Origin of the sequence: Streptomyces carpinensis, assembly GCF_002154505.1 — a bacterium.
Classification (GTDB): Bacteria; Actinomycetota; Actinomycetes; order Streptomycetales; family Streptomycetaceae; genus Streptomyces; species Streptomyces carpinensis.
The window spans coordinates 1-23,645 of sequence record NZ_MUBM01000221.1 but is presented as its reverse complement, the minus strand read 5'-3'; the positions used below and the strand labels follow the sequence as shown (position 1 = coordinate 23,645).

Annotated in this window: 21 protein-coding genes; 11 read left to right on the top strand and 10 right to left on the bottom strand. The window is 70.2% G+C overall.

The window, feature by feature from the left end; all coding sequences use genetic code 11:
- Positions 1–206 precede the first annotated feature (206 nt).
- From BZY54_RS28345 to BZY54_RS28310, 8 genes are all read left to right on the top strand, one after another.
- A complete protein-coding gene (locus BZY54_RS28345; protein WP_244217377.1) occupies positions 207–539 on the top strand; it encodes a helix-turn-helix domain-containing protein in 333 nt (110 codons plus the stop codon).
- A 170-nt stretch (positions 540–709) separates the two neighbouring features.
- A complete protein-coding gene (locus BZY54_RS28340) occupies positions 710–3,457 on the top strand; it encodes a helix-turn-helix transcriptional regulator (RefSeq protein WP_086728175.1) in 2,748 nt (915 codons plus the stop codon).
- Positions 3,458–3,545: 88 nt separating this feature from the next.
- Positions 3,546–4,319 carry an alpha/beta fold hydrolase gene (locus tag BZY54_RS28335; RefSeq protein WP_244217375.1) on the top strand — a complete coding sequence of 258 codons (774 nt, stop codon included), beginning with the start codon at positions 3,546–3,548 and terminating at the stop codon, positions 4,317–4,319.
- A gap of 291 nt (positions 4,320–4,610) precedes the next feature.
- Positions 4,611–5,798: a sugar ABC transporter substrate-binding protein gene (locus tag BZY54_RS28330; protein ID WP_244217374.1), complete on the top strand. Its 1,188-nt coding sequence runs from the start codon at positions 4,611–4,613 to the stop codon at positions 5,796–5,798.
- Between the two features lie 40 nt (positions 5,799–5,838).
- The gene (locus BZY54_RS28325) at positions 5,839–6,693 is read left to right on the top strand and encodes a carbohydrate ABC transporter permease (protein WP_086728198.1); all 855 of its coding nucleotides are present in this window, start codon (positions 5,839–5,841) and stop codon (positions 6,691–6,693) included.
- 11 nt (positions 6,694–6,704) lie between these two features.
- Positions 6,705–7,520, top strand: a complete 816-nt coding sequence (locus BZY54_RS28320; protein WP_086728173.1) for a carbohydrate ABC transporter permease — start codon at positions 6,705–6,707, stop codon at positions 7,518–7,520.
- Between the two features lie 114 nt (positions 7,521–7,634).
- Entirely contained in the window at positions 7,635–8,654 is a 1,020-nt protein-coding gene (locus tag BZY54_RS28315; protein ID WP_086728172.1) for an AraC-like ligand-binding domain-containing protein, read from the top strand.
- Positions 8,655–9,193: 539 nt separating this feature from the next.
- A complete protein-coding gene (locus tag BZY54_RS28310; RefSeq protein ID WP_086728171.1) occupies positions 9,194–10,171 on the top strand; it encodes an alpha/beta hydrolase in 978 nt (325 codons plus the stop codon).
- Between the two features lie 183 nt (positions 10,172–10,354).
- On the opposite strand, the gene BZY54_RS28305 is transcribed toward BZY54_RS28310, so the two are convergent.
- Positions 10,355–11,050 carry an FAD-dependent oxidoreductase gene (locus tag BZY54_RS28305; protein ID WP_244217373.1) on the bottom strand — a complete coding sequence of 232 codons (696 nt, stop codon included), beginning with the start codon at positions 11,048–11,050 and terminating at the stop codon, positions 10,355–10,357.
- A 259-nt stretch (positions 11,051–11,309) separates the two neighbouring features.
- Between BZY54_RS28305 and BZY54_RS28300 the strand changes: the two genes are divergently transcribed.
- The 3 genes from BZY54_RS28300 (at position 11,310) to BZY54_RS28290 (ending at position 13,901) form a co-directional block, all read left to right on the top strand.
- Positions 11,310–11,888, top strand: a complete 579-nt coding sequence (locus tag BZY54_RS28300) for a Dps family protein (protein ID WP_086728170.1) — start codon at positions 11,310–11,312, stop codon at positions 11,886–11,888.
- 90 nt (positions 11,889–11,978) lie between these two features.
- Positions 11,979–12,914 carry a LysR family transcriptional regulator gene (locus tag BZY54_RS28295; protein WP_244217372.1) on the top strand — a complete coding sequence of 312 codons (936 nt, stop codon included), beginning with the start codon at positions 11,979–11,981 and terminating at the stop codon, positions 12,912–12,914.
- 459 nt (positions 12,915–13,373) lie between these two features.
- On the top strand, positions 13,374–13,901 hold the full coding sequence (locus BZY54_RS28290; protein WP_244217371.1) for a manganese efflux pump MntP: 528 nt from the start codon (positions 13,374–13,376) through the stop codon (positions 13,899–13,901).
- A 5-nt stretch (positions 13,902–13,906) separates the two neighbouring features.
- On the opposite strand, the gene pqqE is transcribed toward BZY54_RS28290, so the two are convergent.
- From pqqE to BZY54_RS28245, 9 genes are all read right to left on the bottom strand, one after another.
- Positions 13,907–15,043, bottom strand: a complete 1,137-nt coding sequence (gene pqqE, locus BZY54_RS28285; RefSeq protein ID WP_086728168.1) for a pyrroloquinoline quinone biosynthesis protein PqqE — start codon at positions 15,041–15,043, stop codon at positions 13,907–13,909.
- Complete coding sequence (gene pqqD, locus BZY54_RS28280) at positions 15,036–15,365, bottom strand: pyrroloquinoline quinone biosynthesis peptide chaperone PqqD (protein WP_086728196.1); 330 nt, start codon at positions 15,363–15,365, stop codon at positions 15,036–15,038. Before pqqD ends, pqqE begins: the two co-directional genes overlap by 8 nt.
- Positions 15,366–15,370: 5 nt before the next feature.
- Positions 15,371–16,069, bottom strand: coding sequence for a pyrroloquinoline-quinone synthase PqqC (pqqC, locus tag BZY54_RS28275; RefSeq protein WP_086728167.1), 699 nt, complete (start codon positions 16,067–16,069; stop codon positions 15,371–15,373).
- Between the two features lie 5 nt (positions 16,070–16,074).
- Positions 16,075–16,962 (bottom strand): pyrroloquinoline quinone biosynthesis protein PqqB, encoded by an 888-nt coding sequence (pqqB, locus tag BZY54_RS28270; RefSeq protein ID WP_086728166.1) that lies wholly within the window; start codon positions 16,960–16,962, stop codon positions 16,075–16,077.
- A gap of 124 nt (positions 16,963–17,086) precedes the next feature.
- Positions 17,087–17,182, bottom strand: a complete 96-nt coding sequence (gene pqqA / locus BZY54_RS28265) for a pyrroloquinoline quinone precursor peptide PqqA (RefSeq protein WP_086728165.1) — start codon at positions 17,180–17,182, stop codon at positions 17,087–17,089.
- 45 nt (positions 17,183–17,227) lie between these two features.
- Positions 17,228–18,928, bottom strand: coding sequence for a PQQ-dependent dehydrogenase, methanol/ethanol family (locus tag BZY54_RS28260; protein WP_086728164.1), 1,701 nt, complete (start codon positions 18,926–18,928; stop codon positions 17,228–17,230).
- 19 nt (positions 18,929–18,947) lie between these two features.
- On the bottom strand, positions 18,948–19,409 hold the full coding sequence (locus BZY54_RS28255) for an MSMEG_3727 family PQQ-associated protein (protein WP_086728163.1): 462 nt from the start codon (positions 19,407–19,409) through the stop codon (positions 18,948–18,950).
- 280 nt (positions 19,410–19,689) lie between these two features.
- On the bottom strand, positions 19,690–21,930 hold the full coding sequence (gene katG / locus BZY54_RS28250) for a catalase/peroxidase HPI (protein ID WP_086728162.1): 2,241 nt from the start codon (positions 21,928–21,930) through the stop codon (positions 19,690–19,692).
- 19 nt (positions 21,931–21,949) lie between these two features.
- Positions 21,950–23,344, bottom strand: a complete 1,395-nt coding sequence (locus BZY54_RS28245) for a DNA-binding protein (protein ID WP_086728161.1) — start codon at positions 23,342–23,344, stop codon at positions 21,950–21,952.
- Positions 23,345–23,645: the final 301 nt, after the last annotated feature.

The window sequence follows — 23,645 nt, the reverse complement described above, 5'->3', positions numbered from 1 at the left end:
CCGAGAGGGGCACGTAAAGGCAGGCCGGGAACGGGATCCGAGAGGCAGCATGCCCGGAGCGGCCGGCGATCATCGCACTGCTCGACGACGACCTCGGCCTTCTCCTGCGCTCGGTCGAGTCGTACGTCGGCGTCCCCCGGCCGGTTCCCCGGGCCCCGGCGCTGGACACCGGGCGCAAGCCGGCCGCGCGGCGCGCCGTCCACGCCGTGCCCCACCTCGACCAGGCGCTCGACCTCCACACCCGGGCCGGCGCCGAGCGCGACGCCGCACGCGTACGCCGTCGCCCGCGGGCCCTGGGATCGCCTCGGCGCCGTGCGACGTCCAAGGGGTCCGTCACGATGTGGCCGGAGTTGACCGCCTCGGAGGTCGCGCTGATCCGTCTGGTGGCTCAAGGCCTCACGAACCGGCAGACCGCGGAGCGCCTCGCGGTCGCACCGCACACCGTGAGCTCCGACCTGCGTCACGCGTTCACCGAGCTCGGCATCACCTCCCGGATCGAACTCGCCCGGCTGGTGGACGCGCGCGAACACAGAGAGTGACCGCTTCGCATCCCATGCCCCCTGTTACGATCGGCCGGGACTCATGTGATGTGCACGTCCGCGGCTCTCTGCGAGGATCTTCACGTCGGAGGAAGGGACCGGGTGCGGTCACTCGCCCGCAGTGGCTGGGTCCGGCTCCGACAGGCGAGCGCGGAACGGAAGGGACATGAGTGGCGGGGCCACACGGATCGCTGACCCGTAGCGGTCTACGCGGCCGAGAGGCCGAAATCGAGGAGTTGCAGGCGCTGATCGCCTCGGTGGCCCGCACCGGCAGCGGCGGGCTGGCCCTGATCCAGGGCGAACCGGGCATCGGTAAGACCACGTTGCTCGTCGAGGCCGTCTCCAGGGCCAGGGCAGCGGGATTCTCGGTCGGCCTCGGCAAGGCCGATGAGCTTCATCACATCGTGCCGTTCTCGTCGTTGGCGGCCTGCGTTCTGCACGGCGACCAGCCGCTGCTGTCCGGCGATGCCTTCGGCGATCTCACCCGCAATCACGATCAGCGGATCTGGCTGGTGGAACGCCTGGCGGAGGCGATCGAGGCCACAGCGGGCAGCGCGCCCGTACTGATCGGTCTGGACGACGTGCAGTGGGCCGACCCGCTGAGCCTGTTCGCCCTGAAGCAGCTTCCGACACGCCTGCGGACCTCGCCGGTTCTGTGGCTGCTGACCGGTCGACGGGAGCCCGCCGCTCCGGCGGAAGACGTCGTCGCAGCCGCGACCGGCAACCTCCCGACGGTCACGATGACCTTGGGGCCGCTGTCCGGCGTGGCCATCGATCAACTGGCAGGCGACACACTCGGGGCAGTGGTCGACGGGCGCGTTCGGGACTTGCTGGACGGAGCCGGTGGGAACCCTTTTCTGGCAGTCGAGATGCTCGCGGGACTGCGGACCGCCGAGGCCTCGGACGAACCCATGCCCCCACGGCTGGTGGTGGGTGTGCGCGCCAGACTCAAGTCCCTGCAACCCGGCACACTGCGCTTCCTTCGGATGGGAGCCGTGCTGGGCCGCAGTTTCAGCTTCCACGACGCCGCGGCGCTCTGCGGCCAACCGACCGCCGCATCGGTCGCGGCGCTCGACGAAGCCGTGCGCGCCGGACTCCTCGACGACGACGGCGATCATCTGGTCTTCCGGCACGACCTCCTGCGCCAGGCGGTCTACGCAGACATCCCGCCGTCAGCCCGGAAGGCTCTTCACCGGGAGGCTGCTCACCACCTCGTCGCCGCGGGCCACCGGCCGATCGACGCGGTGCCGCACATCCTCAGGGGAGCCCGGCCCGGAGACGAGGAAGCCGTGGCGCTGTTGCAACGAGCGGCCGACGACGTGGTGCCGGTCACGCCTGGCCTCGCGGCCGACCTGATGACGCGCGCCCTCGAACTGGTGCCGGCGGGGCGGCCGCTGAGGTTCACCGTGGGTGAGCAGACGATCCTCTGCTTGACTCGGGCCGGCAGGAACCGGGAGGCGCTGTCGGCAGGCGACCGGCTACTGGCCTCCCGGCCACCGCTGGAGGTGTTCAGCCGGCTGCAGGCCACCCTCGGCGGGACGCTGTGGAACATGGATCTCGCCGGCGAATTGCGCCGCCGGGCCGAAGCTGGCCTCGCCATGGGAGGCGCCGCCCCCGAGATCGCGGCGAGGCTGGCCGCCCTGCGCGCACTGGCCTTGTCCCGGGACCATGATCTCGCCGCGGCGCGTGAGGCCGGCGAGACCGCGCTGCGTGCCGCTACCACCATCGGTGACCGTGAGGCGCACGTCCTGGCCCTGTTCGGGCTCGGTGAGATCGCGCAGAACGCGGGTGAGAACGCGGTCGCGCTGGAGCGCTTCGCCGCACTCAGCGCCGTCGATTCCGCCTTCCTTCCCGAAGAGATCGTCGCTCACCTGCACGTGGACGACTTCGCGGCCGGCGAACGGCTGCTCTCGCAGGCGACGGACGATGCCAGGGCGATGCGTCAGGCAATGATGCTGTGGGCACAGGGCCAGCACGATCTGGGGCTCGGCCGGCTCGACGACGCCGACGCGGACTTCGTGACCATGGAGCGCCTGGAAGACGAGGTACAGGTACCCGTCCACCAGGTGAACGGTCGCGTGATCCGCTCCAGAATCGCTCTGCTGCGAGGCGACCGGGAAGCGGCGCGCGAGCACTTGGCCGCAGCGCGGGTGGGACTGGCGGTCAAGCCGAACCCGGGGAACACAGCGGCGGTGCGCTTCCTGGAAGCCGTCCACGCCGAGGCCGACGGGGACGTCGGGCTTGCCGTCGACAAGGTTCGGCAAGTACAGCAGGAAGGTTTCTTTATGCGTTGGCGGCTGTTGCGCGACTGGGTCGATTCCGCGATACGCATGGCCCTGCGGGGCGCCGAGCACGAGCTCGCCCAGGACCTGGCCGCACAGGCCGAAGCCCACGCCGCACGCAATCCCGCCGTACCGACCGCCACGGGCATCGCGGCGCAGGCCCTCGGGCTCGTGAAGAACGACCTCGCCATGCTCGAACGCTCCGTCGAGCTGCTCAAGGCAAGCCCTCGCCCACTGGTCCGGGCCGCCGCATACGCCGATCTCGGACAGGCACTGCTGGCAGCCGGCCGGAAACATCAGGCGGTGGCCTCGCTGACTCACGCCCGTGACACGTTCGCGGAGTCAGGCGCCCACGCCGCAGCGGCACGCGTACAGCGCGCTCTGGAGGGTGCCGGAGCCGGCAGCCGCAGGGCAGCGGCCTCGCGGCGCCCCGTCCAGGGCTGGGGCGCCCTCACGGCGTCGGAGAAGAAGGTCGCGCGCCTTATCGCCGAGGGGCACACCAACCGGTCGGCCGCCGACCTGCTCGTCGTCTCCCCGCACACCGTCAACACCCACCTGACGTCCGTCTTCCGCAAGCTGTCGGTCAACTCCCGGGTCCAGCTGGCCAATCTGGTCATGGCCTTGCCCGACGGCTGAGCGGAGACCTTGGTACGTTCACGCGATGCCCCGACAACGTGAACGCGCTTGGCTGGGGCGTCCCCGCACTCAGCCGGAGGTCATCGGCATGCACAGATCCACTCCCCTACCGCCGACCATCGTGCTTGTGCACGGGGCGTTCACCGACGCCTCGTCGTGGGCTGAGGTCATCAGCCTCCTTCACGCCGCCGGGCTGACCGTGCGCGCCCCGGCGAACCCGCTGCGCGGTCTGGCGCAGGACGCCGCCTACATCCGGAGCGTGGTGCGCGACATCGACGTCCCGGTCGTGCTGGTCGGCCACGACTACGGCGGCGCGGTGATCACCCACGCCGCCACCGACGCCGACAACGTCGTGGCCTTGTGCTACGTCGCGGCGTTCGGGCTCGACACGGGCGAGTGCGTCCTGGACATCACGAACCGCTTCGCCCCCGTGCCGGGGGCCGACGCGACCTGTGCCGCCGCCCTCCCCGCCCAGGTTCCCGGCGGCCCGGACACCGAGCTCTACATCCATAGGGAACGGTTCCCGCAGGTGTACGCCGACGACCTGCCGACCGGTGTCAAGAAGGTGCTGTCCGTGACGCAACGCCCGGTCGCCTGCGGCGCGCTGACCAGTAGATCGGGTCCGCCGGCATGGGCCTCCAAGCCGTCCTGGTACGCCATCGCGACCGCCGACCGGATACTCAGCCCCACCGCTCAGCGCTTCATGGCGCAACGCATGGCGGCCACCGAATACGTGCTGGACGCCTCGCACGCCGTGGTGCTGTCGCAACCCGACGCCGTGGCGGCGATGATCCGGGAAGCCGCCGAACAGGGCAGTGATCCCGGTGACTGCGCTGACGATGGGCTTCGGCACGTCTTCTGAGCAGGTGGAAGGGGTGATCCCGCGTCCTCGTGTCCACGGGACCGCCGCCGCGTCCTACGGACGTCGGTCGTCCGGATGCTCCACGCCGTCGGCCGGCCAGGACCCTATAACATGCGTTCGAACGGAATGTGCCTCTTTGGAGCATTCCGACCGCACCCCCTGAAGTCCGATCACCTTCGCGACACCCACCCCGGCCACAGACAGCCACTCGGTAAAGGCACCAGCATGACCTCACCGGCCAGACCGCCGACGCGGCGAACCGCCGCCCTTTTGACCGGGATCATCGCCTTGGTGCTCGCCACCACCGGGTGCGGTGGCGGAACCGGTGCCGGGTCCGCCACAGGCAAGGTCACCTCCATCACCGTGCTCGACTACTACACCGACGAACCCGAACACACCCAGTGGGGCGAGATGCTCACCGCCTGTGGCAAGACCGCCGGTGTAAGAGTCGAGCAGACGAGCGTTCCCGGAGCGTCGCTCATCCCCAAGGTCCTCCAGCAGGCGTCGTCGCGGACCCTTCCCGACCTGTTGATGCTGGACAACGCCGATCTGCAGCAGATCGCACAGACCGGTGCGCTGACCCCGCTGGACCAGTACGGCATCGACTCGGGCGGCTTCGCCAAGGGCATCCTGTCGGCGGGCACGTACGAGGGAAAGGTGTACGGCCTGGCCCCCTACGTCAGCACGGTCGCCCTCTTCTACAACAAGGACATGCTCGCCGAGGCCGGCGTGGCAGTACCGAGGAACTGGGAGGAGCTGAAGGCGGCAGCGGCCAGGCTGACACGTCCCGGGCGCTACGGCATGGCGGTCGACGCGAACGCCACTTTCGAGGGCGCCTGGCAGTTCTTGCCCTTCCTGTGGTCCAACGGCGGCGACGAGAAGAAGCTGGACACCCCAAAGGCGGCACAGGCACTTCAGCTGTGGGTCGACCTGGTGAAGAGCGGATCCATGTCGAAGTCGGTGCTGAACTGGACACAGGCCGACGTCCACGATCAGTTCGCCGCCGGACGGACGGCCATGATGGTCAACGGTCCCTGGCGGATCCCGGCCCTGGACAAGGACAAGAACCTGCACTGGGGAGTGGCCCCCATCCCCGTTCCCCGGACAGGGCAGACTCCGGTCACGCCGCTCGGCGGTGAGGTGTGGACGGTCCCGCAGAACCCTTCCAAGGCCCGGCAGAAGAAGGCCGCCCAGGTTCTCGCCTGCCTGAACAACTCCTCGAACATGCTCACACTGGCCAAGCAGCACTTCACCGTGCCCTCCCGCACCGAGGTGGCCGCCCAGTACGCCGAGCAGACCCCGTCGATGAGCGCCTTCGTCAAGAGCGTGAAAGCGGCGCGCGCCCGTACCAGCGAACTCGGCGTCAGATGGCCCAAGGCGGCGACCGGGATATACACCGCCATCCAGTCCGCGCTCACGGGTGAGCAGTCGCCGCAGGAAGCCCTCAGGCGTGCGCAGCGGATCGTGGCCCGTGACTGACCCGGCCCGGGCGCGTTTCCGGGAGCGGCTGGCCCAGTGGATGTTCATCGTGCCCGCCGCGACGTACCTGCTGCTGTTCTTCGGCTACCCGATCGTCAAGAACATCGTGATGAGCCTCCAGCAGTACACGACCACGACGTTCTACACGGGTGCCGCGCCGTTCGTGGGGCTGGAGAACTACTCGAAGATCCTGGCGTCGGACCTGTTCCCCAGAGCTCTGCTGACCACGGTCCTGTTCACGGCCGGCTCGATATGCGGGCAGTTCGTGCTCGGCCTGGCCTTCGCCCTGTTCTTCCAGCGCCGCTTCCCGCTCGGCGGCGTTCTGCGCTCGCTTCTGCTGCTGCCGTGGCTGTTGCCGCTGGTCGTCTCCGGGACCACATGGAGGTGGATGCTCGACCCCGACACGGGAGTCGTCAACGCGGCGCTGCGCGGCCTCCGTCTCTCGTCGTCCGGCGTTCCCTGGCTCACCGGCACCTCACAGGCGCTGGTGTCGGTGATCCTCGTCAACATCTGGGTCGGCATCCCCTTCAACACCGCGATCCTGTACGGCGGCCTGCAGGACATCCCCACGCACCTGTACGAGGCGGCGAAGCTGGACGGCGCCGGCCCACTGGCGTCGTTCCGCCATGTCACCTGGCCGCTGCTGCGGCCCGTGGTGAGCGTCGTGCTGGTGCTGGGCGCGATCTACACGGTCAAGGTGCTGGACATCATCCTCGTGGTGACGGGCGGAGGACCGGCAGGCGCCACTCAGACCATCGCCACCCAGGCCTACGAACTGTCCTTTCGTCAGTCCGAGTTCGGGCGCGGTGCCGCGATGAGCAACGTACTCGTCGTCGTCTCGCTCGCATTCGCCATCGTCTACCTGCGCGCCAACCGTCGCGCCCGGAACCTCTGAGAGGTGATTCCGTGAAGCGCGCACAAGGCCGAGGCCGGCCGTCCACCGTCGTCGGGATCGCCCTTCTGGCGCTGATGCTGTTTCCCGTCTACTGGATGGTGAACGCCTCCCTCCAGCCCGCGGGCAACACACTGCGGGGAGACTGGTTTCCCCTCCATCCGGACCTCAGCGGATACGTCACCGCGCTGCGCGACCAGGGACGCAACCTCGTCACCAGCCTCGTCGTAGCCCTCGGCAGCGTCGCCCTCAGCCTCTCCCTCGCCGCGCCGGCGGCCTACGCGCTGGCCCGGTTCCCCCTCCGCGGAGCCAACCTCGTGCTCTTCGGCATCCTGATCACACAGATGGTGCCGGGCGTCGTCGTGGCCAACGCGCTCTACAGCGCCTACAACGACCTGGGACTCCTGAACTCCTACCTCGGACTGATCCTCGCCGACTCCACCGCCGGGGTTCCCTTCGCGATCATCATCATGCGTTCGTTCATGCGGAGCATTCCCAGGGAGATCATCGAGGCCGCGCGCGTCGACGGCGCCGGAACGATGCGCGTCTTCCGCTCCGTGGTGCTCCCGGTGAGCCGGAACGCACTGATCACCGCCGCCGTCTTCACCTTCCTCTTCACCTGGAGCGACTTCCTCTTCGCCCTCACACTGACCACCACGAATGCCGTTCGGCCGATCACCCTGGGCATCTACCAGTACATCGGGGCCCACACGAACCAGTGGAACGCCATCATGGCCACCACAGTCATGGCGGCCGTCCCCGCCGCCGTACTGCTCGTCGTCGCCCAGCGCTACGTCACCGCCGGCGCCACCGGCGATACCACCAAGTGACGGGTGGCCTCCTCTGCGTCCTGCGTCCCTGATCTAGCGGTTTCACGCGATGTGCTGAGCTCCGCCCCGGTGACACGGTGTTTCAGCAAGCACATCAGTCGAAGGGCGGAGATCATGTCGCCGGATGTCCTGGACAGAAGCGCCCCCGGCAGCTTCCACACCACCGATTCGCTGCCCGTCCACCGCAGACGGGCCTACTGGCGCGAAGCCCTGTCGCAGGCCTTCGGCGCCGTGGACATGACCGTCCCCGCCGAGGTGCACTCCGGGACGATCCGTACGGCACAGCTCGGCAGGCTCCGGGCCGTCACCGTCGAGGGCGACTGCCTGTCCGCCCTGCGAACGCGCCGACTCGTCGCACAGGGCGGCGAAGAGGCGCACGTCGTCGTCAAACTGCTGGACAGAGGAGTCGCCCGGCTGGAGCAGGACGGCCGCGAAGCGCTCCTTGGACCGGGGGACATCTTCCTCTATGACACGGCGCGCCCCCTCCGTCTGAATCTTCCCCAGTCCTTCCGGACGAAGTCCCTCGTCCTGCCGAGAGACGTCCTGGGCCTGAGCGAGTCCGACTTGGCTCATCTCACGGCATCCCCAATCAGCCCTGGCACGCCCCTCGGCGGTCTGCTCGCGCCCTTCCTGGCCGGACTCGTCGACGGCGCGGGAACCTACCCGCCACGCACCAGCGAGCTGATGGCCCGCAACGTCGTGGACCTGCTCGGCGCAGTGGCCGAAGAGGTTCTCGGCCGGTCGAACGCGGACACGCCCGGCGGGAACCGGGCACTGCTGCTGCGGATCCAGGCGTTCATCGACCGGCATCTCGCGGACCCCGATCTGACGCCGCAGGCCATCGCCCGAGCCCACCACATATCCCTGCGCTATCTGCACAAGCTGTTCGAGAGCGAGGACGCCACTGTCGGCCGGTGGATCCAGCGGCGTCGCCTGGAGGAGTGCCGGCGCGACCTGGCGCGCCACGGGAACGGCTCCACGATCGCCGCCGTGGCACACCGATGGGGCTTCACCAGTGCCGCGCACTTCAGCCGGGTGTTCCGGGCCGCCTACGGGATGGCCCCCCGCGAATGGCGCGACACGCAAGGCTTGATGCCGTACGCCCAGTCACCCACGGGGCTCGGGGACGCCTGAGCCGGTGCAAGGTGCTTTCCGGGACCGCTGGTGATTCCCCGGCATCGATGACCAGGTCCGCGGCGTTGTCGGTGGCGCGGGGAACCAGCCCACCGACCGCCATCGTGGACACCTTGCGACAACCTCCTGCGAGATGAACGGCGTGGGTTGCATCCGCATCGACTTCCATGTGGGGCGACAGCGGCAAGCGGGAGAGATGATCGGGGCATGCGCGATTGCTGCGCTCGAGCTGAACCGATCCGCATTCCGGTGGGATTTCCGTGCGCTGCGCAGACCCGGACCCGGCGCACCTCGACTGCTGCGCCGCCAGCCTATTTCGAGCCAAAGCGTCCGTGTATCCCGGCAGCGCACCGGACGCGTTCCGCAGTGCACTGCCTCTCCTTGCACTGTGGGGCCAAATCCGGTGCGCTCCGGGACAATTCGCGTCGCCTGCGCGGCCTAGGGTGGCCATCGACGACTCCGCAGACCCCTGTGCCTGCCCCGGAGCCGCCTCACCTCGCCGGAGAGACCGGCGCACCACACGAACTCGGGAGATTCACATGTCCGACTCCGACGCCGTCGCACCGGTCCAGCCGGTCCTGGAGCCGGCTGCAGCCGCCTTCGCCGAGGCCACGGCCAACCCGCCCTATCTCTTCGACCTGGCCCCGGCGGAGGGTCGCAAGGCCGTCGACGAGGTGCAGTCCGGCGACATCGAGAAGCCGGCGATCGACGAGGAGTGGATCACCGTCCCGGGTGGTCCGACGGGCAGTGTCCGGGCCCGCATCGTCAGGCCCGCCGGCGCCGAGGGGACCCTGCCGGTGATCCTCTACATCCACGGCGCCGGCTGGGTCTTCGGCAACGCCCACACCCACGACCGTCTCGTGCGCGAACTCGCCGTCGGTGCGGGCGCCGCCGTGGTGTTCCCCGAGTACGACCTCTCCCCCGAGGTCCGCTACCCGGTCGCCATCGAGCAGAACTACACGGTCGCGAAGTGGGTCGTCGAGCAGGGCGCATCCAAGGAGCTGGACGGCTCCCGGCTGGCCGTGGCCGGCGACTCCGTCGGCGGCAACATGACCGCCGCGCTCACCCTGATGGCCAAGGAGCGCGGTGGGGTCCCGCTGGTGCAGCAGGTGCTGTTCTACCCGGTGACCGACGCGAACTTCGACACCGGCTCCTACCACCAGTTCGCCACCGGCTACTTCCTGCGCCGCGACGGCATGCAGTGGTTCTGGGACCAGTACACGACCGACGAGGCCGAGCGAGCCCAGATCACCGCGTCCCCCCTGCGCGCCACCAACGAGCAGCTCACCGGCCTGCCCCCGGCCCTGGTCATCACCGGCGAGGCCGACGTGCTCCGCGACGAGGGAGAGGCGTACGCCAACAAGCTGCGCGAGGCCGGTGTCCCGGTCACCGCCGTGCGCTTCCAGGGCATCATCCACGACTTCGTGATGCTCAACGCCCTGCGCGAGACCCACGCCGCCGAGGCCGCCATCACGCTCGCCGTCGGCACCCTGCGTTCCGCGCTCCACGCGGGCTGACACCGCGCTCCGACGCTCACCTCCGTCCCGGCCCACGGAGGTGGCCGATCCCATCCGCACGGCGGTACGCAACGGACTGACAAGGCGGCGGGCGGCATGGCGGCCGCGCGGACGGACTTCCTCTACGGTGTCCGTCCGCGCGGCCCATCCGTCTCGGCCCAGGTACGAAAACCTGCCGCGGAGTCACCGTCGCGGCACCGTAACTCCTTCCACACGGCCGCGATGCGGTTCAGCGGAGGGCTCCCAGGGCGGTCTCGATCGTCGGGCTCCTCCTGCGACAGCAGCCGGTCCCGCCCGCCCCTCGATCACCGTGACCGCGCACGTGAAGCGGGCGAAGACCTCGGCGAGTTCGACGCCGATGGCGCCCCCGCCGAGCACCACCATGGACGCCGGCAGTTCCTTGGCGGCCATGGCGTCCCGGTCGGTCCAGTACGGGGTTCCCTCCAGACCCGGCACCGCAGGGATCCGGGGCCGGGCGCCGGTGGCCGGCACGACACCGCGCCGGGCCTCGAACGTGCGGTCGCCGACGGTCACACGGCGCGGCCCGGCGAGGCGCCCCGTCCCCCGGACGAGCCGACCGCCCTTCGCCGTGAAGCGGTCCGCGGCCACCTGGTCGTTCCAGTCGTCGGTGGCCTCGTCGCGGATCCGTCCGGCGACCCTGGTCCGGTCCGGAGTCACGACCGCTTCGCCGGCGAGGGCGGGGATCCGGCCCGCCTCGGCGAGCAGGTTCCCGGCCCGGGTCATCATCTTGCTGGGCACGCACGCCCAGTACGGACACTCCCCGCCGACGAGTTCCACCCCCACGACGTCCAGTCCCGCTTCGGCCAGCGTGCCGGCGACGTACTCGCCGCCCTGGCCCCAGCCCGACGACCACCACATCCGCCTGCTCGTTCGCGCTCATGCCTCTCCTCGTTCCGCCCGCTGTGCGGGCATGGACCGTCCCGCTGACGCCAGAGCGGCCGGAGAACGGCCCGAGTCCGCCGGCGCACGGAGGCCTGCCCGACAGCGAACCCCCGGGACAGCGGCCGGGCGCAGTGCGCCGCAGGGCATCACCGCGTGCACTGTTGGTCAAGACGCCCCCGACCAGGCGCCTAGCGTCACCGGGGTACGCACAGCACGGCACCGCAGGAGGCGGCCAATGACCACCAACTCGCCATCCCCGCACAGCAGCCAGCCCTGGCTGCACCAGAAGGGCGAGGTGATCCAGGAGTTCGGGACCGTCAAGCAGTTCCCGGTCGCCCTGTCCTACGAGGCGCGGATGTACTCGTGCCAGCGCCTGAACAAGGTCCTCGCGGACACGCAGATCCTCTACGGCCTCTACAAGAAGCACCACTGGCTGATGCGCGGCGCGACCTTCTACCAGCTCCACCTGGTCCTGGACAAGCACGCGGGCGAACAGCTCGAAATCATCGACACCATCGCCGAACGCGTCCAGTCACTGGGCGGCGTCGCGGTGGGCGATCCCCGGCACGCCGCGGAGATCACGTCGATCCCGCGGCCGCCGGACGGGGTGGAGGAGGTGCCGGCCATGCTGTCCCGGCTGCTGGAGGCCCACGAGACCATCCTCATCGACGCCCACGACGCCGCCGCCCGGACCGCCGAGTACGGTGACGACGGCACCAACGACCTGCTGGTCTCCCAGGTGATCCGGACCGGCGAACGGCAGGCGTGGTTCCTGGCCGAGCATCTGGTCGACACACCGCTGGTCCGCGCCTGAGGAACAGCCGCGGCTGCCCCGACGTATGTGGGGCGGCACCTGGGAACGGCATGAGCCGGCACCCGCCCGACGGACCGTCGGCCGCATACGATGCAGCGAAGATCGAAGCCCGTCGCCTTCGCGCCGGACGGAGCGCTGCTGGACCGGGAGCGGATGATGGATCTGCGGCAGATGGAGGTCGTCGTCGCGGTGGCGGACACGGGGGGTTTCACGGCGGCCGCACGCCGGTTGCACGTGGTCCAGTCCGCCGTGTCCACCACGGTGCGCGCCCTCGAACGCGAACTGGGCACCCCCTTGTTCGACCGCACCACACACCGTGTCGCCCTCACCCCGGCCGGCGAGGCGTTCGTTCCCGCCGCACGCACGGCGCTCCGGGCCGCCGAACTCGCCCGGGAAGCCGTCGACGCCGTACGGGGGCAACTGCGCGGGCGGGTCACAGTCGGCACCATGCAGGGAGTATGGGCGGGACTCCACCACGCGCTGGCCGCGCTGCGTGCGGAGCATCCCGGTGTGGTCGTGCAGCTGCGGCAGGCGGCCGTCGCCGACATCCGGCAGGCGCTGCGCGAGGGCACGGTCGACCTGGCCGTGGTGGCACTCGACCGCCAGCAGCAGCGCGGACTCGCGACCCGTCTCCTGTCCCGTGAGGACATGGTGCTGCTGGCGGCGCCCCGACGGGTGCTCGCGGGGGCGACACCGAACGGCGAGGTCCACCTCGCCGACACCGCCCGGTTGCCCCTGGTGGACTTCACACCCGGCTGGGCCATCCGCTATGCGGTCGACCGGGCGTTCCGGGCCGCGGGCGTCGACCGCAGCACCACGTTCGAGGTGAACGACATCGTCGCGGCGGCCGAACTGGTCCGCAACGACCTGGGCGTCTGCATCATGCCCAAGTCCATCGCGGACCGCTTCCCCGATCTATCCCAGTACCGGTTCGACCGGCACGCGCCGAACTGGAAGATCATGGTGGTACGGCCTCCTGGCGAGGCACCCCCCGCGGTAGCCGCGCTGCTGCGACACATCACCTGACGGTCTGAGGTGACGAGCTGCGGCAGATCGGCCGAGAATCGCGACGCGGGGCGACCGAGGATCGCCACATCGGTTGCGCAGCGCCCTGGACTGTTGTGAACAACCGCCCGTGATGGAGCTCGCGGCGTTCGCGGTCGAATGTTGAAAAGGTGACGGGTAAGGATGGAATTCCGAGATTGCATCGTTCGGGACCGTCGGCTCGCCCAGGATCGGCTCCGGCGGATTTCCGTCGATGCGTCAGTGTTTCAGGAGCGGCCGGCTGCGAGGTCGCGAGCCCCGCGCGATCCCCGGGAAGGACCCTCGCGAATACGCTCGCCAGGCGCTCTGAAATCGTCTCACCGAGTTTGGTCCGCGGACCTTCTGAGATATGATATTGATCATGGCGGGTAGCAGCCTGGACGGAGTCGTTGCTGCCGGCGTCGGTCGTCATCGGGCGGCGACGTCGCCATGATCTGGGAAATGCTGGTGCTGGGTTTCGTGCTCAGTCTCGACAATTTCCGGGTGTCGATCGCTCTCGGCACCGTCCCATTCGGTCTGAAGCGCGCGGTGCAGGTCGCGCTGACCTTCGGGCTGTGGGACGCGGTCATGCCCCTGGTCGGGCTGTTGATCGGTCGCGAGATCGGGGAGTCCATCGGGAACGTCGCCGATGTGGTGGGCGCGGCCGCGCTCGGCGGGTACGGTCTCTACCTCGTCATCTCGGCCCTTCGCAACCCGGAGCCGGACGAGTTGGACCACCCGTGGGCGCTGTTCGGCATCCCGTTGACGCTGAGCCTGGACAACCTGATCGCCGGGGCGAGCCTCGGGATCCTCGGGCTCTCGCCGTGGCTTTCGGCCGCCGCCTTCGGCGTCATGACGGCGGTGATGTCGCTGGTCGGGCTGCAGCTCGGGCGGGCTGTGGCGCACCTCATCCGGATCCGCTCGGACCTGCTGAGCGGTGTCACCTTGATCATCGCCGCTGCTGCGCTGCCGTTGGTGTTCGGCAGCTAGCCCACTCACTCAGCTCCGGAAGCGGTCCGGCCCGCTCCGCCCGGGTGGCGGCCCGGCCCGCGAACCTGGTGCGGGCGGGGGATCAGCGGAAGGTCGCCGGGCCGCGAGTCGGCGTTGGCGGCCTCGACCGCCCTGGCGACCAGGTCGTGGTCGGGCGACAGGTAGCAGACCGGGTCGGTGCGGGCGGCGTCGCCGGTGAGGAGGAAGGCCTGGCAGCGGCAACCTCCGAAGTCCACCTCCCGCCGGGGGCAGCTCCGGCAGGGTTCCGGCATCCAGTCGGTCCCCCGGAACGCGGTCATCACCGGGGCCTCGGCCCAGATCCGCGCCAGCGGGTCCTCCCGCACGCTGGCCCGCGGCAACGGCAGGGACTGGGCGGCCGGGCAGGGCAGGACGTCGCCGTTCGGCGTCACGGTCAGCTGCCGGGAGGCCCAGCCGCCCATGCAGGGCTTCGGGTAGCGGCTGTAGTAGTCGGGGATGACGTAGATGATGTCCATGCGGTCCCGCAGCCGCTCGCCGGCGGCCCGTACGACGGCCTCGGCCGCCTCCAGCTGGGCCCGGCTCGGCAGCAGCGCGTCACGGTTGCGCCAGGCCCAGCCGTAGTACTGGGTGTTGGCCAGCTCCACCCGGTCGGCGCCCACCTCCTCGGCCAGGGCGAGCAGGTCGGCGAGGCGGTCGATGTTGTGCCGGTGCAGCACCACGTTCATGGTGAGCGGCCAGCCCAGCTCCTTGACCACTCTCATCGCCTCGATCTTGCGGTGGAAGGACGGGGTTCCTGCGATCCGGTCGGACACGGTCGGCTCGTCGGCCTGGATGCTGATCTGCACGTGGTCCAGTCCCGCGGCCCGCAGTCGCTCGGCCCTCGGACGCGAGAAGCCGAGGGCGCTGGTGATGAGGTTGGTGTAGAGGCCCAGGTCGTGGGCGTGCGCCACGAGCTCCACCAGGTCGCGCCGCTGCAGCGGTTCCCCGCCGGACAGGTGGCACTGCAGAACTCCCAGGTCCTCGGCCTCGGTCAGCACCCGCAGCCACTCGCCGGTGGTCAACTCGTCCTGGTAGCCGGCCAGGTTCAGCGGGTTGGAGCAGTACGGGCAGGCCAGCGGGCAGCGGTAGGTGAGCTCGGCCAGCAACCCGAACGGGCTATCCATCGGTGAGCTCCACCCAGTGCCGGGCGACGAGCCGGGTCAGGAACTCCCGCACCTCGTCGTCGGGGACGGTCTGGTAGCGCGCGCCCAGTTCGCTCACGATCTCGGCCACGGTGTGCCGCCCGTCGCACAGCTCGAGGATGGCCGCGCCGCTCCCGTTCAGCACCACCACCGCCTCGGGGTGCAGCAGGATCGGACGCTGCCTGGTGCGGGAGAAGTCCAGCCGGACATGGCGGGCGAGCCGGGGCCGGTCCGAGCCGGACAGCCCGGCACCGGGTCGGGTCCTGGTACTGGTCCGGTCGGTTCCGGTAGGGGTCGTGTCCATGATGGTCACTCCGGATAGGCCTGGTCGACGGCGTCCATCAGGCTCCACAGGACGTCGCACTTGAACGACAGCGCGCCGACGGCACGCGCCCGGGACTCCGCGGAGAGGCAATGCCCGGTGACCACCTCGAGGGCGTGCTCGCAGTCGCGGGGTGCCTGCTCCAGACGGGCGCGGAAGTAGGCGAGGCCCTCGGGGTCGATCCACGGGTACCACCGCTCGAACGCGGCCAGCCGCGCGGCCATCAGATCGGGCGCGAACAGCTCGGTGAGCGAGGACGCCACCGCCTCCACCCACGGGCGGGTCCGGGCGAAGTTGACATAGGCGTCGACGGCGAACCGCACACCGGGTACGAGGTGCCGGTGGTCGCGGACCTCCTCGCGCGTGAGCCCGACGGCCTCGCCGAGGCGCAGCCACGCCTCGATGCCGCCCTCGCCGGCGGCGGTGCCGTCGTGGTCGAGGATCCGTCGGATCCAGCGGCGGCGGACCTCGAGGTCGGGGCAGTTGGAGAGGATCGCGGCGTCCTTGCGGGGGATGTTCTCCTGGTAGTAGAAGCGGTTGGCCACCCAGCCCCGGATCTGCGGGCGGCTCAGCCGCCCGTCGTTCATCCGGACGTGGAACGGATGCTGGTCGTGGTACCGCCGCGAGTGGGCCCGCAACGCCTCGACGAAGCCGTCGGCGCCGGTTGGCGTGGCCGTCGTCGTCACGGCAACTACACCTGGACCTCAAGGCCGTCCATGGCAACCTCCATGCCGTTCTCCTCCACGGTACGCCGCTCGGGCGTGTCCTCCAGGACCATCGGGTTGGTGTTGTTCATGTGCACGAAGACCGTCCGCCCCACCCCCAGCGAGGGCAGTTGTGCCAGGCTGCCGTCCGGTCCGTCGACGGGCAGGTGGCCCATCTCCCGGGACGTCTTCCCCGCCAGGCCGAGCCGTACGAGTTCGTCGTCGCGCCAGCAGGTGCCGTCGATCAGCAGGCACGCGCAGCCCTCGATCTCCCCGCGCAGTGCCGGGGTCAGCGATTGCACTCCCGGCAGGTACACCAGCGTCCCCCCGCTGCGCTCGTCGGTCAGCCGGTACCCCACGACGCGGCCGTGGTCCGGCCCGGCTCCGAACCGGGCCCGCTTGCTGGTGGGCACGTCGAAGACCCGGCACGACAGCCCGTCCGACAGAGCGAGTTCGGCTCCGGGGAGCACCGCGCGCCACTCGACCGGGCAGTAGCGCTCGAGCGTGCGCAGAATCCCCGAGCCGTCGCACAGGGTCTTGCGCACCGCCGGCGTGGCGTACAGCCGCAGGGCCCGGGCCTCGCGCAACAGAAGCAGGCCCAGCGTGTGGTCCAGTTCGGCGTCGGTGAGCAGCACCGCCTCCAACGGCGTCGTCCGGTCCTCGCGCGGGTGCAGGCCCGGGAAGGCCTCGATCTGGGTGCGCACGTCGGGCGAGGCGTTGATGAGGAACCACCGGCGGTGGTCGGCGCTGACCGCGACCGACGACTGGGTGCGCGCGAGACCGGCCCGGGAGCGGACCGCGGCGCACACCGGGCAGCCGCAGTTCCACTGCGGGGAGCCGCCCCCCGCCGCCGAGCCCAGCACTCGCAGCAACACACCGCCACCTGCGTTCGTCGAGGCTCTGGGCCGTCGCCGGCCCAGCCGTCCGTGGCCGTCCCGAACCGCCGGGGGCGCCGGATCAGCTCCGGCGCCGCCCCGCGTCCGCTGGTCCTCTCGTCCGCTACTCCTCCAACCGAGCGAGGTACATGGTCACCTCGGCCGCGACCACGATCTCGTCGAACTCGGGTGTCTCCCACACAGCGAGGTCGGACTCCATGGATTCACCTCCTCTCCGCCAAGGGCGGCAGGCTCCGGTCACGCACTAGACCGGTTCCGGAAGGGCGAAGACGAGCAGGGCGCTTCCGTGCCCGGCGCCGAGCATGCCGGGGAGGAACCCCTCGGCCCAGCCGCCCCAGCCGACCGGTACCGCGATGTACTGCCTGCCGTCGACCATGTAGGTGGTCGGGCTGCTGTGGTGGCCGCTTCCGCACTGGAACTGCCACAGCACCTCCCCGGTGCGCGCGTCGTAGGCGTTGAACTCGCCGGAAGGCTCACCGGCGAACACCAGGTCACCGCCGGTGGCCAGCACCGAGGCGCACATCGGCAGTTCGTTGCGCCAGCGCCACTTCTCCTCGCCGGTGGCATCGAACGCGCTGATGGCCCCTGCCATGTCCTCGATGTCCACCTGAACGCCCGCGCCCCAGTACGGGATGCTCTCCTTGAACTCCCGGCGCCGCCGGGTGGCCGTGGCTCCGGTGTCCTGGACCGGGACGTAGAAGAGCCCCGTCTTCGGGCTGTAGGCCGCGTGGGTCCATTCCTTGGCGCCGGCGGGACCCGGGTAGAAGTGGACCGGTTCCCCCTCCTTGTCCGGGTACACCTTGGCCGTCACCTGGCCCTCCCTCGTGATCGCACCCCACGTGATGCGGTCCACGAAGGGGGTGATCCGCACCCTCTCGCCGTTCGTGCGGTCGAGGACGAAGAAGTAGCCGTTCTTGTCGAAGTGCCCCAGCAGCTTGCGCCCGTCCTGCTCGAACAGGATGCACTCGGCGATGCTGTCGTAGTCCCACAGGTCGTGCGGGGTGCACTGGTAGTGCCAGCGGATCTGACCGCTGTCCACGTCCACGGCGATGATGCTGTCGGTGAACAGGTTGTCGCCCTCGCGGACGGCTCCGTCGAAGTCGGGCGCCGGATTGCCGGTGCCGACGTACAGCAGGTTCGTCTCCGGGTCGAAGGTGCCGGTGAGCCAGCAGTTCGCCCCACCCCGTGCCCAGGCCTCGCCGTCGGCGGGCCAGGTCTCCGCGCCGGGCTCCCCCGGCTTCGGCACCGTGTAGCAGCGCCACTGGTGCTCGCCGGTCTCGAGGTCGAACGCGTCGAGGTGGCCGCGTACGCCGAACTCGCCGCCGGAACTCCCGACGATGACCATGTTCTTCACGACCAGCGGTGCGACCGTGGCGCTCTCCCCGGCCCGGACGTCTCCGTAGGTCCTGTCCCAGACCCGCTTGCCGGTGGTGGCGTCGAGGGCGAGCACACGAGCGTTCGCCGTGACGAAGAAGACCTTCCCCTGGGCCACGGCGACCCCACGGTTGACGTTCCCGCAGCACAGGGACACGTCGAAGGGAACCGCGTGCTTGTACCGCCAGATCTCCACACCCGTCTTCGCATTCAGGGCCCAGACCCAGCCGTCCCAGCCGGAGAGGAACATGACCCCGTCGACGACGATCGGGGCGGCCTCGAACGAGTAGGTCGACGCGCCCGCGATCAGGCCGGTCGTGCCCGCCTGGAAGACCCATGCGGGGACCATGCGCTTGACGTTCTCCGTGTTGATCTGGTCCAGCGGGCTGTACCGCTGTCCGTTGTAGGCGCCGTAGTAGGTGAGCCAGTTCTGGGGTTCCTCGCGGGCATGGAGTATGCGTTCGTAGTCGACGCCGGCCACCACCGGCGGCGCGACGTCCCCGCCCGCGACCTTGCCGCTCAGGCTTCCCTGGTCGACGGCCCAACCCGCGTCCACGTAGTCGACGGTCATGTGCTCCGCCTCCTTCTCCTCACGGTCGCGGCTGTTCGGGACGGTCGAGGCGGGCCTCTGGCGGAGCGTCCCCCAGGACGACGATGGCGCCGGTCAGCCCCCGGCCCTCGTCGTTGCCCGTGGGCGAGCCGAACCAGTAGTAGCCCGGTCCGTCGAGGTTGAGGTTCGCCCGTCCCCGTGAGTGGTTCACCAGCCAGATGAACTTCCGGTCGCCGTTGCTCGGCAGCAGCGCGCAGTGGGTGTTCAGGTCGTCGTTGATGAGCTCGAGCTCGATGTCGCCTCCGTGCGGCATGACCAGAATTTCGGGATCCCAGGTCAGTTCATCCGGGTGAATGCGAATGGTGGCCTTCATGCGGCCGTCCGATTCCTCGGTGGCCCGGCCGATGCTTCCGGTGCCCAGCACCTGACCCAGCGCCGCTTTGTTCTGTGTGTTCAACCCGATCTGGTCCAGCAGGTCGGATCGCTCCTGCGCGGTCGTCATCGGGGCTTCACTCTCCTCATGAAGGGACCTCTAATGAGTGGACCTCTGAAATTCATTTTTACGTCGGAACGGTGGCCGGATATATTCGGCGGCCAAGGCGGATGTCACGCCGGATGAATCACATCGAAAAGCGGGATGAATTAGCAACTGATAAACACGCTACGCCGGGCGGATCACACCGACAAGAGTGAGCGGCAGCTCGGGGCGGCTCATGCCGTTCGTCCGCGACCAGCTACCGTTCGTACCCCATGTGCCGCCGTTGGGGGCTCCGATGGGGGAATCAAGCGAGGTCGTACCGGTCGAGGTTCATGACCTTGTCCCACGCGGCGACGAAGTCCCGCACGAACTTCTCCCGTGCGCCGTCACTCGCGTAGACCTCGGCGACGGCGCGCAGCTCGGGGTTCGAGCCGAAGACGAGGTCGACGCGGCTGCCGGTCCACTTGACCTCGCCGGTGGCGCGGTCGCGGCCCTCGAAGGTCTCCGCGGTCGCGGATGTCGGCGTCCATTCCGTGTCCGGGTCGAGCAGATTCACGAAGAAGTCGTTGGTCAGCGACCCGGGCGCGGAGGTGAGGACGCCCAGCGGTGACTGTCGGTGGTTGGCGCCCAGCACCCGCAGGCCACCCACCAGGACGGTCATCTCGGGCACGCTGAGGTTCAGCAGGTTCGCGCGGTCGACCAGCAGGTGCTCCGACGGCAGCCGGGCGCCCTTGGCTCGGTAGTTGCGGAACCCGTCCGCGGCCGGCTCGAGCGGGGCGAAGGACTCCGCGTCGGTCCACTCCTGCGTGGCGTCCGTGCGTCCCGGAGTGAAGGGGACCCGGACGTCCTGGCCGGCGGTCCTGGCGGCCTGCTCGACGGCGGCGGCTCCGCCGAGCACGATGAGGTCGGCCAGCGAGATCTTCTTGTTCCCGGTCTGGGAACCGTCGAAGGACTCCCGGATCTCCTCCAGGGTGCGCAGCACCTGTGCCAGCGTGTCGGGCTCGTTGACCTCCCAGCCGCGCTGCGGCTCGAGGCGGATGCGCGCGCCGTTCGCCCCGCCCCGCTTGTCGCTGACGCGGAACGTCGAGGCCGACGCCCACGCGGTCGAGACGAGCCGGGAGACCGGCAGCCCGGAGGCGAGGATCCGGCTCTTGAGCGCGGCGATGTCCGCCGCCCCGACGAGCTCGTGGTCGACGGCGGGGATCGGGTCCTGCCAGATCAGCCTCTCCCGGGGGACCAGCGGTCCGAGGTAGCGCTGGATCGGGCCCATGTCGAGGTGCGTCAGCTTGAACCAAGCCCGGGCGAACGCGTCCGCGAACCGGTCCGGGTCCTCCAGGAAGCGCCGTGAGATCGGCTCGTAGACCGGGTCCGACCGCAGGGCGAGGTCCGTCGTCAGAATCGTCGGGGCGTGGCTCGTCGACGGGTCGTGGGCGTCGGGCACGGTACCGGCCCCGCCGCCGTCCCTCGGGATCCACTGCCACAGACCGGCGGGGCTCAGCTCCACGTCCCACTCGTAGCCGAACAGGGTCTCGAAGAAGCCGTTGTCCCATGTCGTCGGGGTGGGTGTCCACGTGCCCTCGAGCCCGCTGGTGACGGCGTCCGCGCCCTTTCCGGTGCCGTAGCCGCTCTTCCAGCCCAGGCCCTGCTCCTCGAGAGGAGCACTCTCGGGTCCGGGGCCGAGACAGGCGTCCGGATCGGCCGCGCCGTGGGTCTTGCCGAACGTGTGGCCGCCCGCGATCAACGCGACGGTCTCCTCGTCGTTCATCCCCATGCGCCGGAAGGTCTCGCGGATGTCCCGGGCCGCGGTGAGCGGGTCCGGGACGGTGTTCGGTCCCTCCGGGTTGACGTAGATGAGGCCCATCTGGACGGCGGCCAGCGGACTCTCCAGCTCCCGGACGCCGCCGTGGCGTTCGTCGCCCAGCCAGACCCGCTCGGGCCCCCAGTAGACGTCCTCGTTGGGCTCCCAGACGTCCGCCCGGCCGCCGGCGAAGCCGAAGGTCGTGAAGCCCATCGTCTCCAGGGCGCGGTTGCCCGCGAAGATCATCAGGTCGGCCCAGGAGATCTTTCGGCCGTACTTCTTCTTCACCGGCCAGAGCAGCCGGCGCGCCTTGTCGAGGTTGCGGTTGTCCGGCCAGCTGTTCAGCGGCGCGAAACGCTGCATTCCCGCGCCCGCGCCACCGCGCCCGTCGTCGACGCGGTACGTCCCGGCGCCGTGCCACGCCATCCGGATCACCAGCGGCCCGTAGTGGCCGAAGTCGGCCGGCCACCACTCCTGCGACGTCGTCAGCACCTCGTCGACGTCCCGCGCCAGGGCGTCGAGGTCGAGCGTGCGGAACTCCGCGGCGTAGTCGAAGTCCTCGCCCATGGGGTCGGCCACGGCGGGGTGCTTACGCAGGATCGCCAGGTCGAGCCGGTTCGGCCACCGGTCGCGGTCGCTCGCGCTCCCCCTCGGGTGACCGCGGTGCCCGGCCGGGACGGAGTGGCCGAGGCCGCCCGCGCTCCCCACGCTCTTCTCGCCGACAACGGCGTCCGGACTGTCAGACACGGGATTCCTTCCGAGGCCGTCAGATGCCCAGCGCCCGACGCACGGCCGGCGCGTTCCGCCTGGAGACCGGCACCATCTCGTTCGTGCGGTCATCCATGACCAGGGACAGCTCGCCCTTGAGTCCGCGCTCGATCTCACGGACACGGCCGAGGTTGACCACATACCGGCGGTGCACCCGCAGGAAGCCGACATCCGCCAGCTCACCGTCGAGCTTGTCCAGGCTCGACGAGGCGGCTCGCAACCGCCCCTGATCGGTGGAGAGCCACACGTCGTTTCCCCGCGATTCGGCGAAGGAGACTTCCGGCAGCCGCAGCAGCACCATCCGGTTGCCGCGCAGCGCGACCAGTCGGCGCGGCTGCCCGCGGGCGTGCGCGGACCGCTCCGCCCGGGGCAGCTGCACCCCGTCGGAGGCACCGAACGAGACCAGGTTCCCGATCAGGTGTCCGGAGGAGAAGACCGGTCGGATGCTGATCGATGTCGGCTCCTCGGCGAGGTGGGCGAAGATCTGCGTCGAGCCGACCCAGCCGGGATCGTGCGCCGCCTGCCCGGTGGCGTGCCGGGCGGCTGCGATCAATTCCGGCAGCCCGGGGGTCCAGCGCAGCGTGGGGTCGACCGCCGGGGTGGAAGCCGGGACGCCCAGGAGCCCGCTTGCCATGTCGTCGGCGATCACCACCTTGCCCGCGGCGTCCACCGCGGCGAGCGCCGCGCCGGAGCGGGTCCTGGCCCGGGTGTAGGCCGCGACGAGCTCGGCGCCGCTGTCCCGGGCCCGCCTCTTCAGCGGGTACTGGGTCATCGTGGCCGCGTTCGCCAGCCAGCATTCCGCGGACGCGGGAAGCTCGCTGCGCCAGCAGCAGATGCTCAGGACCGCGATCGGTTCCTTGGTCACCACGTCACGGACCGCGATGCCCGCGCACACCCAGTTGTGGAACGCCTGGCACCAGTGCTCCGCGCCTCTGATCGGCACCGGGCCGTGCGCCTCGAGCGCCGTGCCCATGCCGTTCGTGCCGGCCGCGCACTCGGACCAGCAGAACCAGGGCGCCAGATGGGAGGCGTCGGCTCGGGCGAGCGTGGCTTGATCACCCCACTCGGCCAGGATCCGGCCCGTGGCATCGGTGACGGTGACGACGCCACCGAGGTTGCCCACTTCATGTGCCACCGAGGCGGCACGAAAACCCAGCTCGGCGAAGACGACATCGTGCTCGGGCGTACGGCCGGGCTCCGCGACGGCCGCCGGGGCCTGTGCGAGGTGAGGATCGACCCGGTACTGCTCTCGGCAGCGACGCCATGAGACCGCCACCAGGGGGCGGACGCCCGGGACCTGATCCTCGCCCTGCACGAACCGTTCCCACGCCGCGAGTACGGTGCCGTCGCCCGGGTTCGCCGAGACGGGCTCGAGGCGAGATGCATCCCTCATGGTTCAGAACCGCCCTTGGTTCATCCCCAACGCCCGACAGCGTGCACCCGGTCCGCGCGGGTCGCCGCTGGTCGCGGCCGGGCCCACGGCGGGCCGGGCACCGCGTCGCGCGTCTTCTGCTTCGTCACTCGTTCCAGGCCGTGTCACAGACCTGCATCCCCCACCCTAGGTACCGTTTTCGGGCTGCGCACCATCGGCAGCGAACCCGGTCGCGCTGCGTGGCGTGCGCGCGCCGCCGCCCCGCAGCCGGACGGGGACGGATCGGCGGCCGGGGGCGGCGGGCGGTCGGGCGGTCGGGCGG

Bases quoted from the DNA above. Each gene is read 5' to 3' on its own strand.
- BZY54_RS28295 (WP_244217372.1), top strand. From the start codon at position 11,979: ATGCAGCGAAGATCGAAGCCCGTCGCCTTCGCGCCGGACGGAGCGCTG.
- BZY54_RS28290 (WP_244217371.1), top strand. From the start codon at position 13,374: ATGCTGGTGCTGGGTTTCGTGCTCAGTCTCGACAATTTCCGGGTGTCG.
- BZY54_RS28305 (WP_244217373.1), bottom strand. From the start codon at position 11,050: ATGTGGTGGTCGTCGGGCTGGGGCCAGGGCGGCGAGTACGTCGCCGGC.
- pqqA (WP_086728165.1), bottom strand. From the start codon at position 17,182: ATGGAGTCCGACCTCGCTGTGTGGGAGACACCCGAGTTCGACGAGATC.
- BZY54_RS28325 (WP_086728198.1), top strand. From the start codon at position 5,839: ATGTTCATCGTGCCCGCCGCGACGTACCTGCTGCTGTTCTTCGGCTAC.
- BZY54_RS28310 (WP_086728171.1), top strand. From the start codon at position 9,194: ATGTCCGACTCCGACGCCGTCGCACCGGTCCAGCCGGTCCTGGAGCCG.
- BZY54_RS28255 (WP_086728163.1), bottom strand. From the start codon at position 19,409: ATGACGACCGCGCAGGAGCGATCCGACCTGCTGGACCAGATCGGGTTG.
- pqqE (WP_086728168.1), bottom strand. From the start codon at position 15,043: ATGGATAGCCCGTTCGGGTTGCTGGCCGAGCTCACCTACCGCTGCCCG.
- pqqD (WP_086728196.1), bottom strand. From the start codon at position 15,365: ATGGACACGACCCCTACCGGAACCGACCGGACCAGTACCAGGACCCGA.
- BZY54_RS28315 (WP_086728172.1), top strand. From the start codon at position 7,635: ATGTCGCCGGATGTCCTGGACAGAAGCGCCCCCGGCAGCTTCCACACC.
- BZY54_RS28245 (WP_086728161.1), bottom strand. From the start codon at position 23,344: ATGAGGGATGCATCTCGCCTCGAGCCCGTCTCGGCGAACCCGGGCGAC.
- BZY54_RS28260 (WP_086728164.1), bottom strand. From the start codon at position 18,928: ATGACCGTCGACTACGTGGACGCGGGTTGGGCCGTCGACCAGGGAAGC.
- BZY54_RS28300 (WP_086728170.1), top strand. From the start codon at position 11,310: ATGACCACCAACTCGCCATCCCCGCACAGCAGCCAGCCCTGGCTGCAC.
- BZY54_RS28335 (WP_244217375.1), top strand. From the start codon at position 3,546: ATGCACAGATCCACTCCCCTACCGCCGACCATCGTGCTTGTGCACGGG.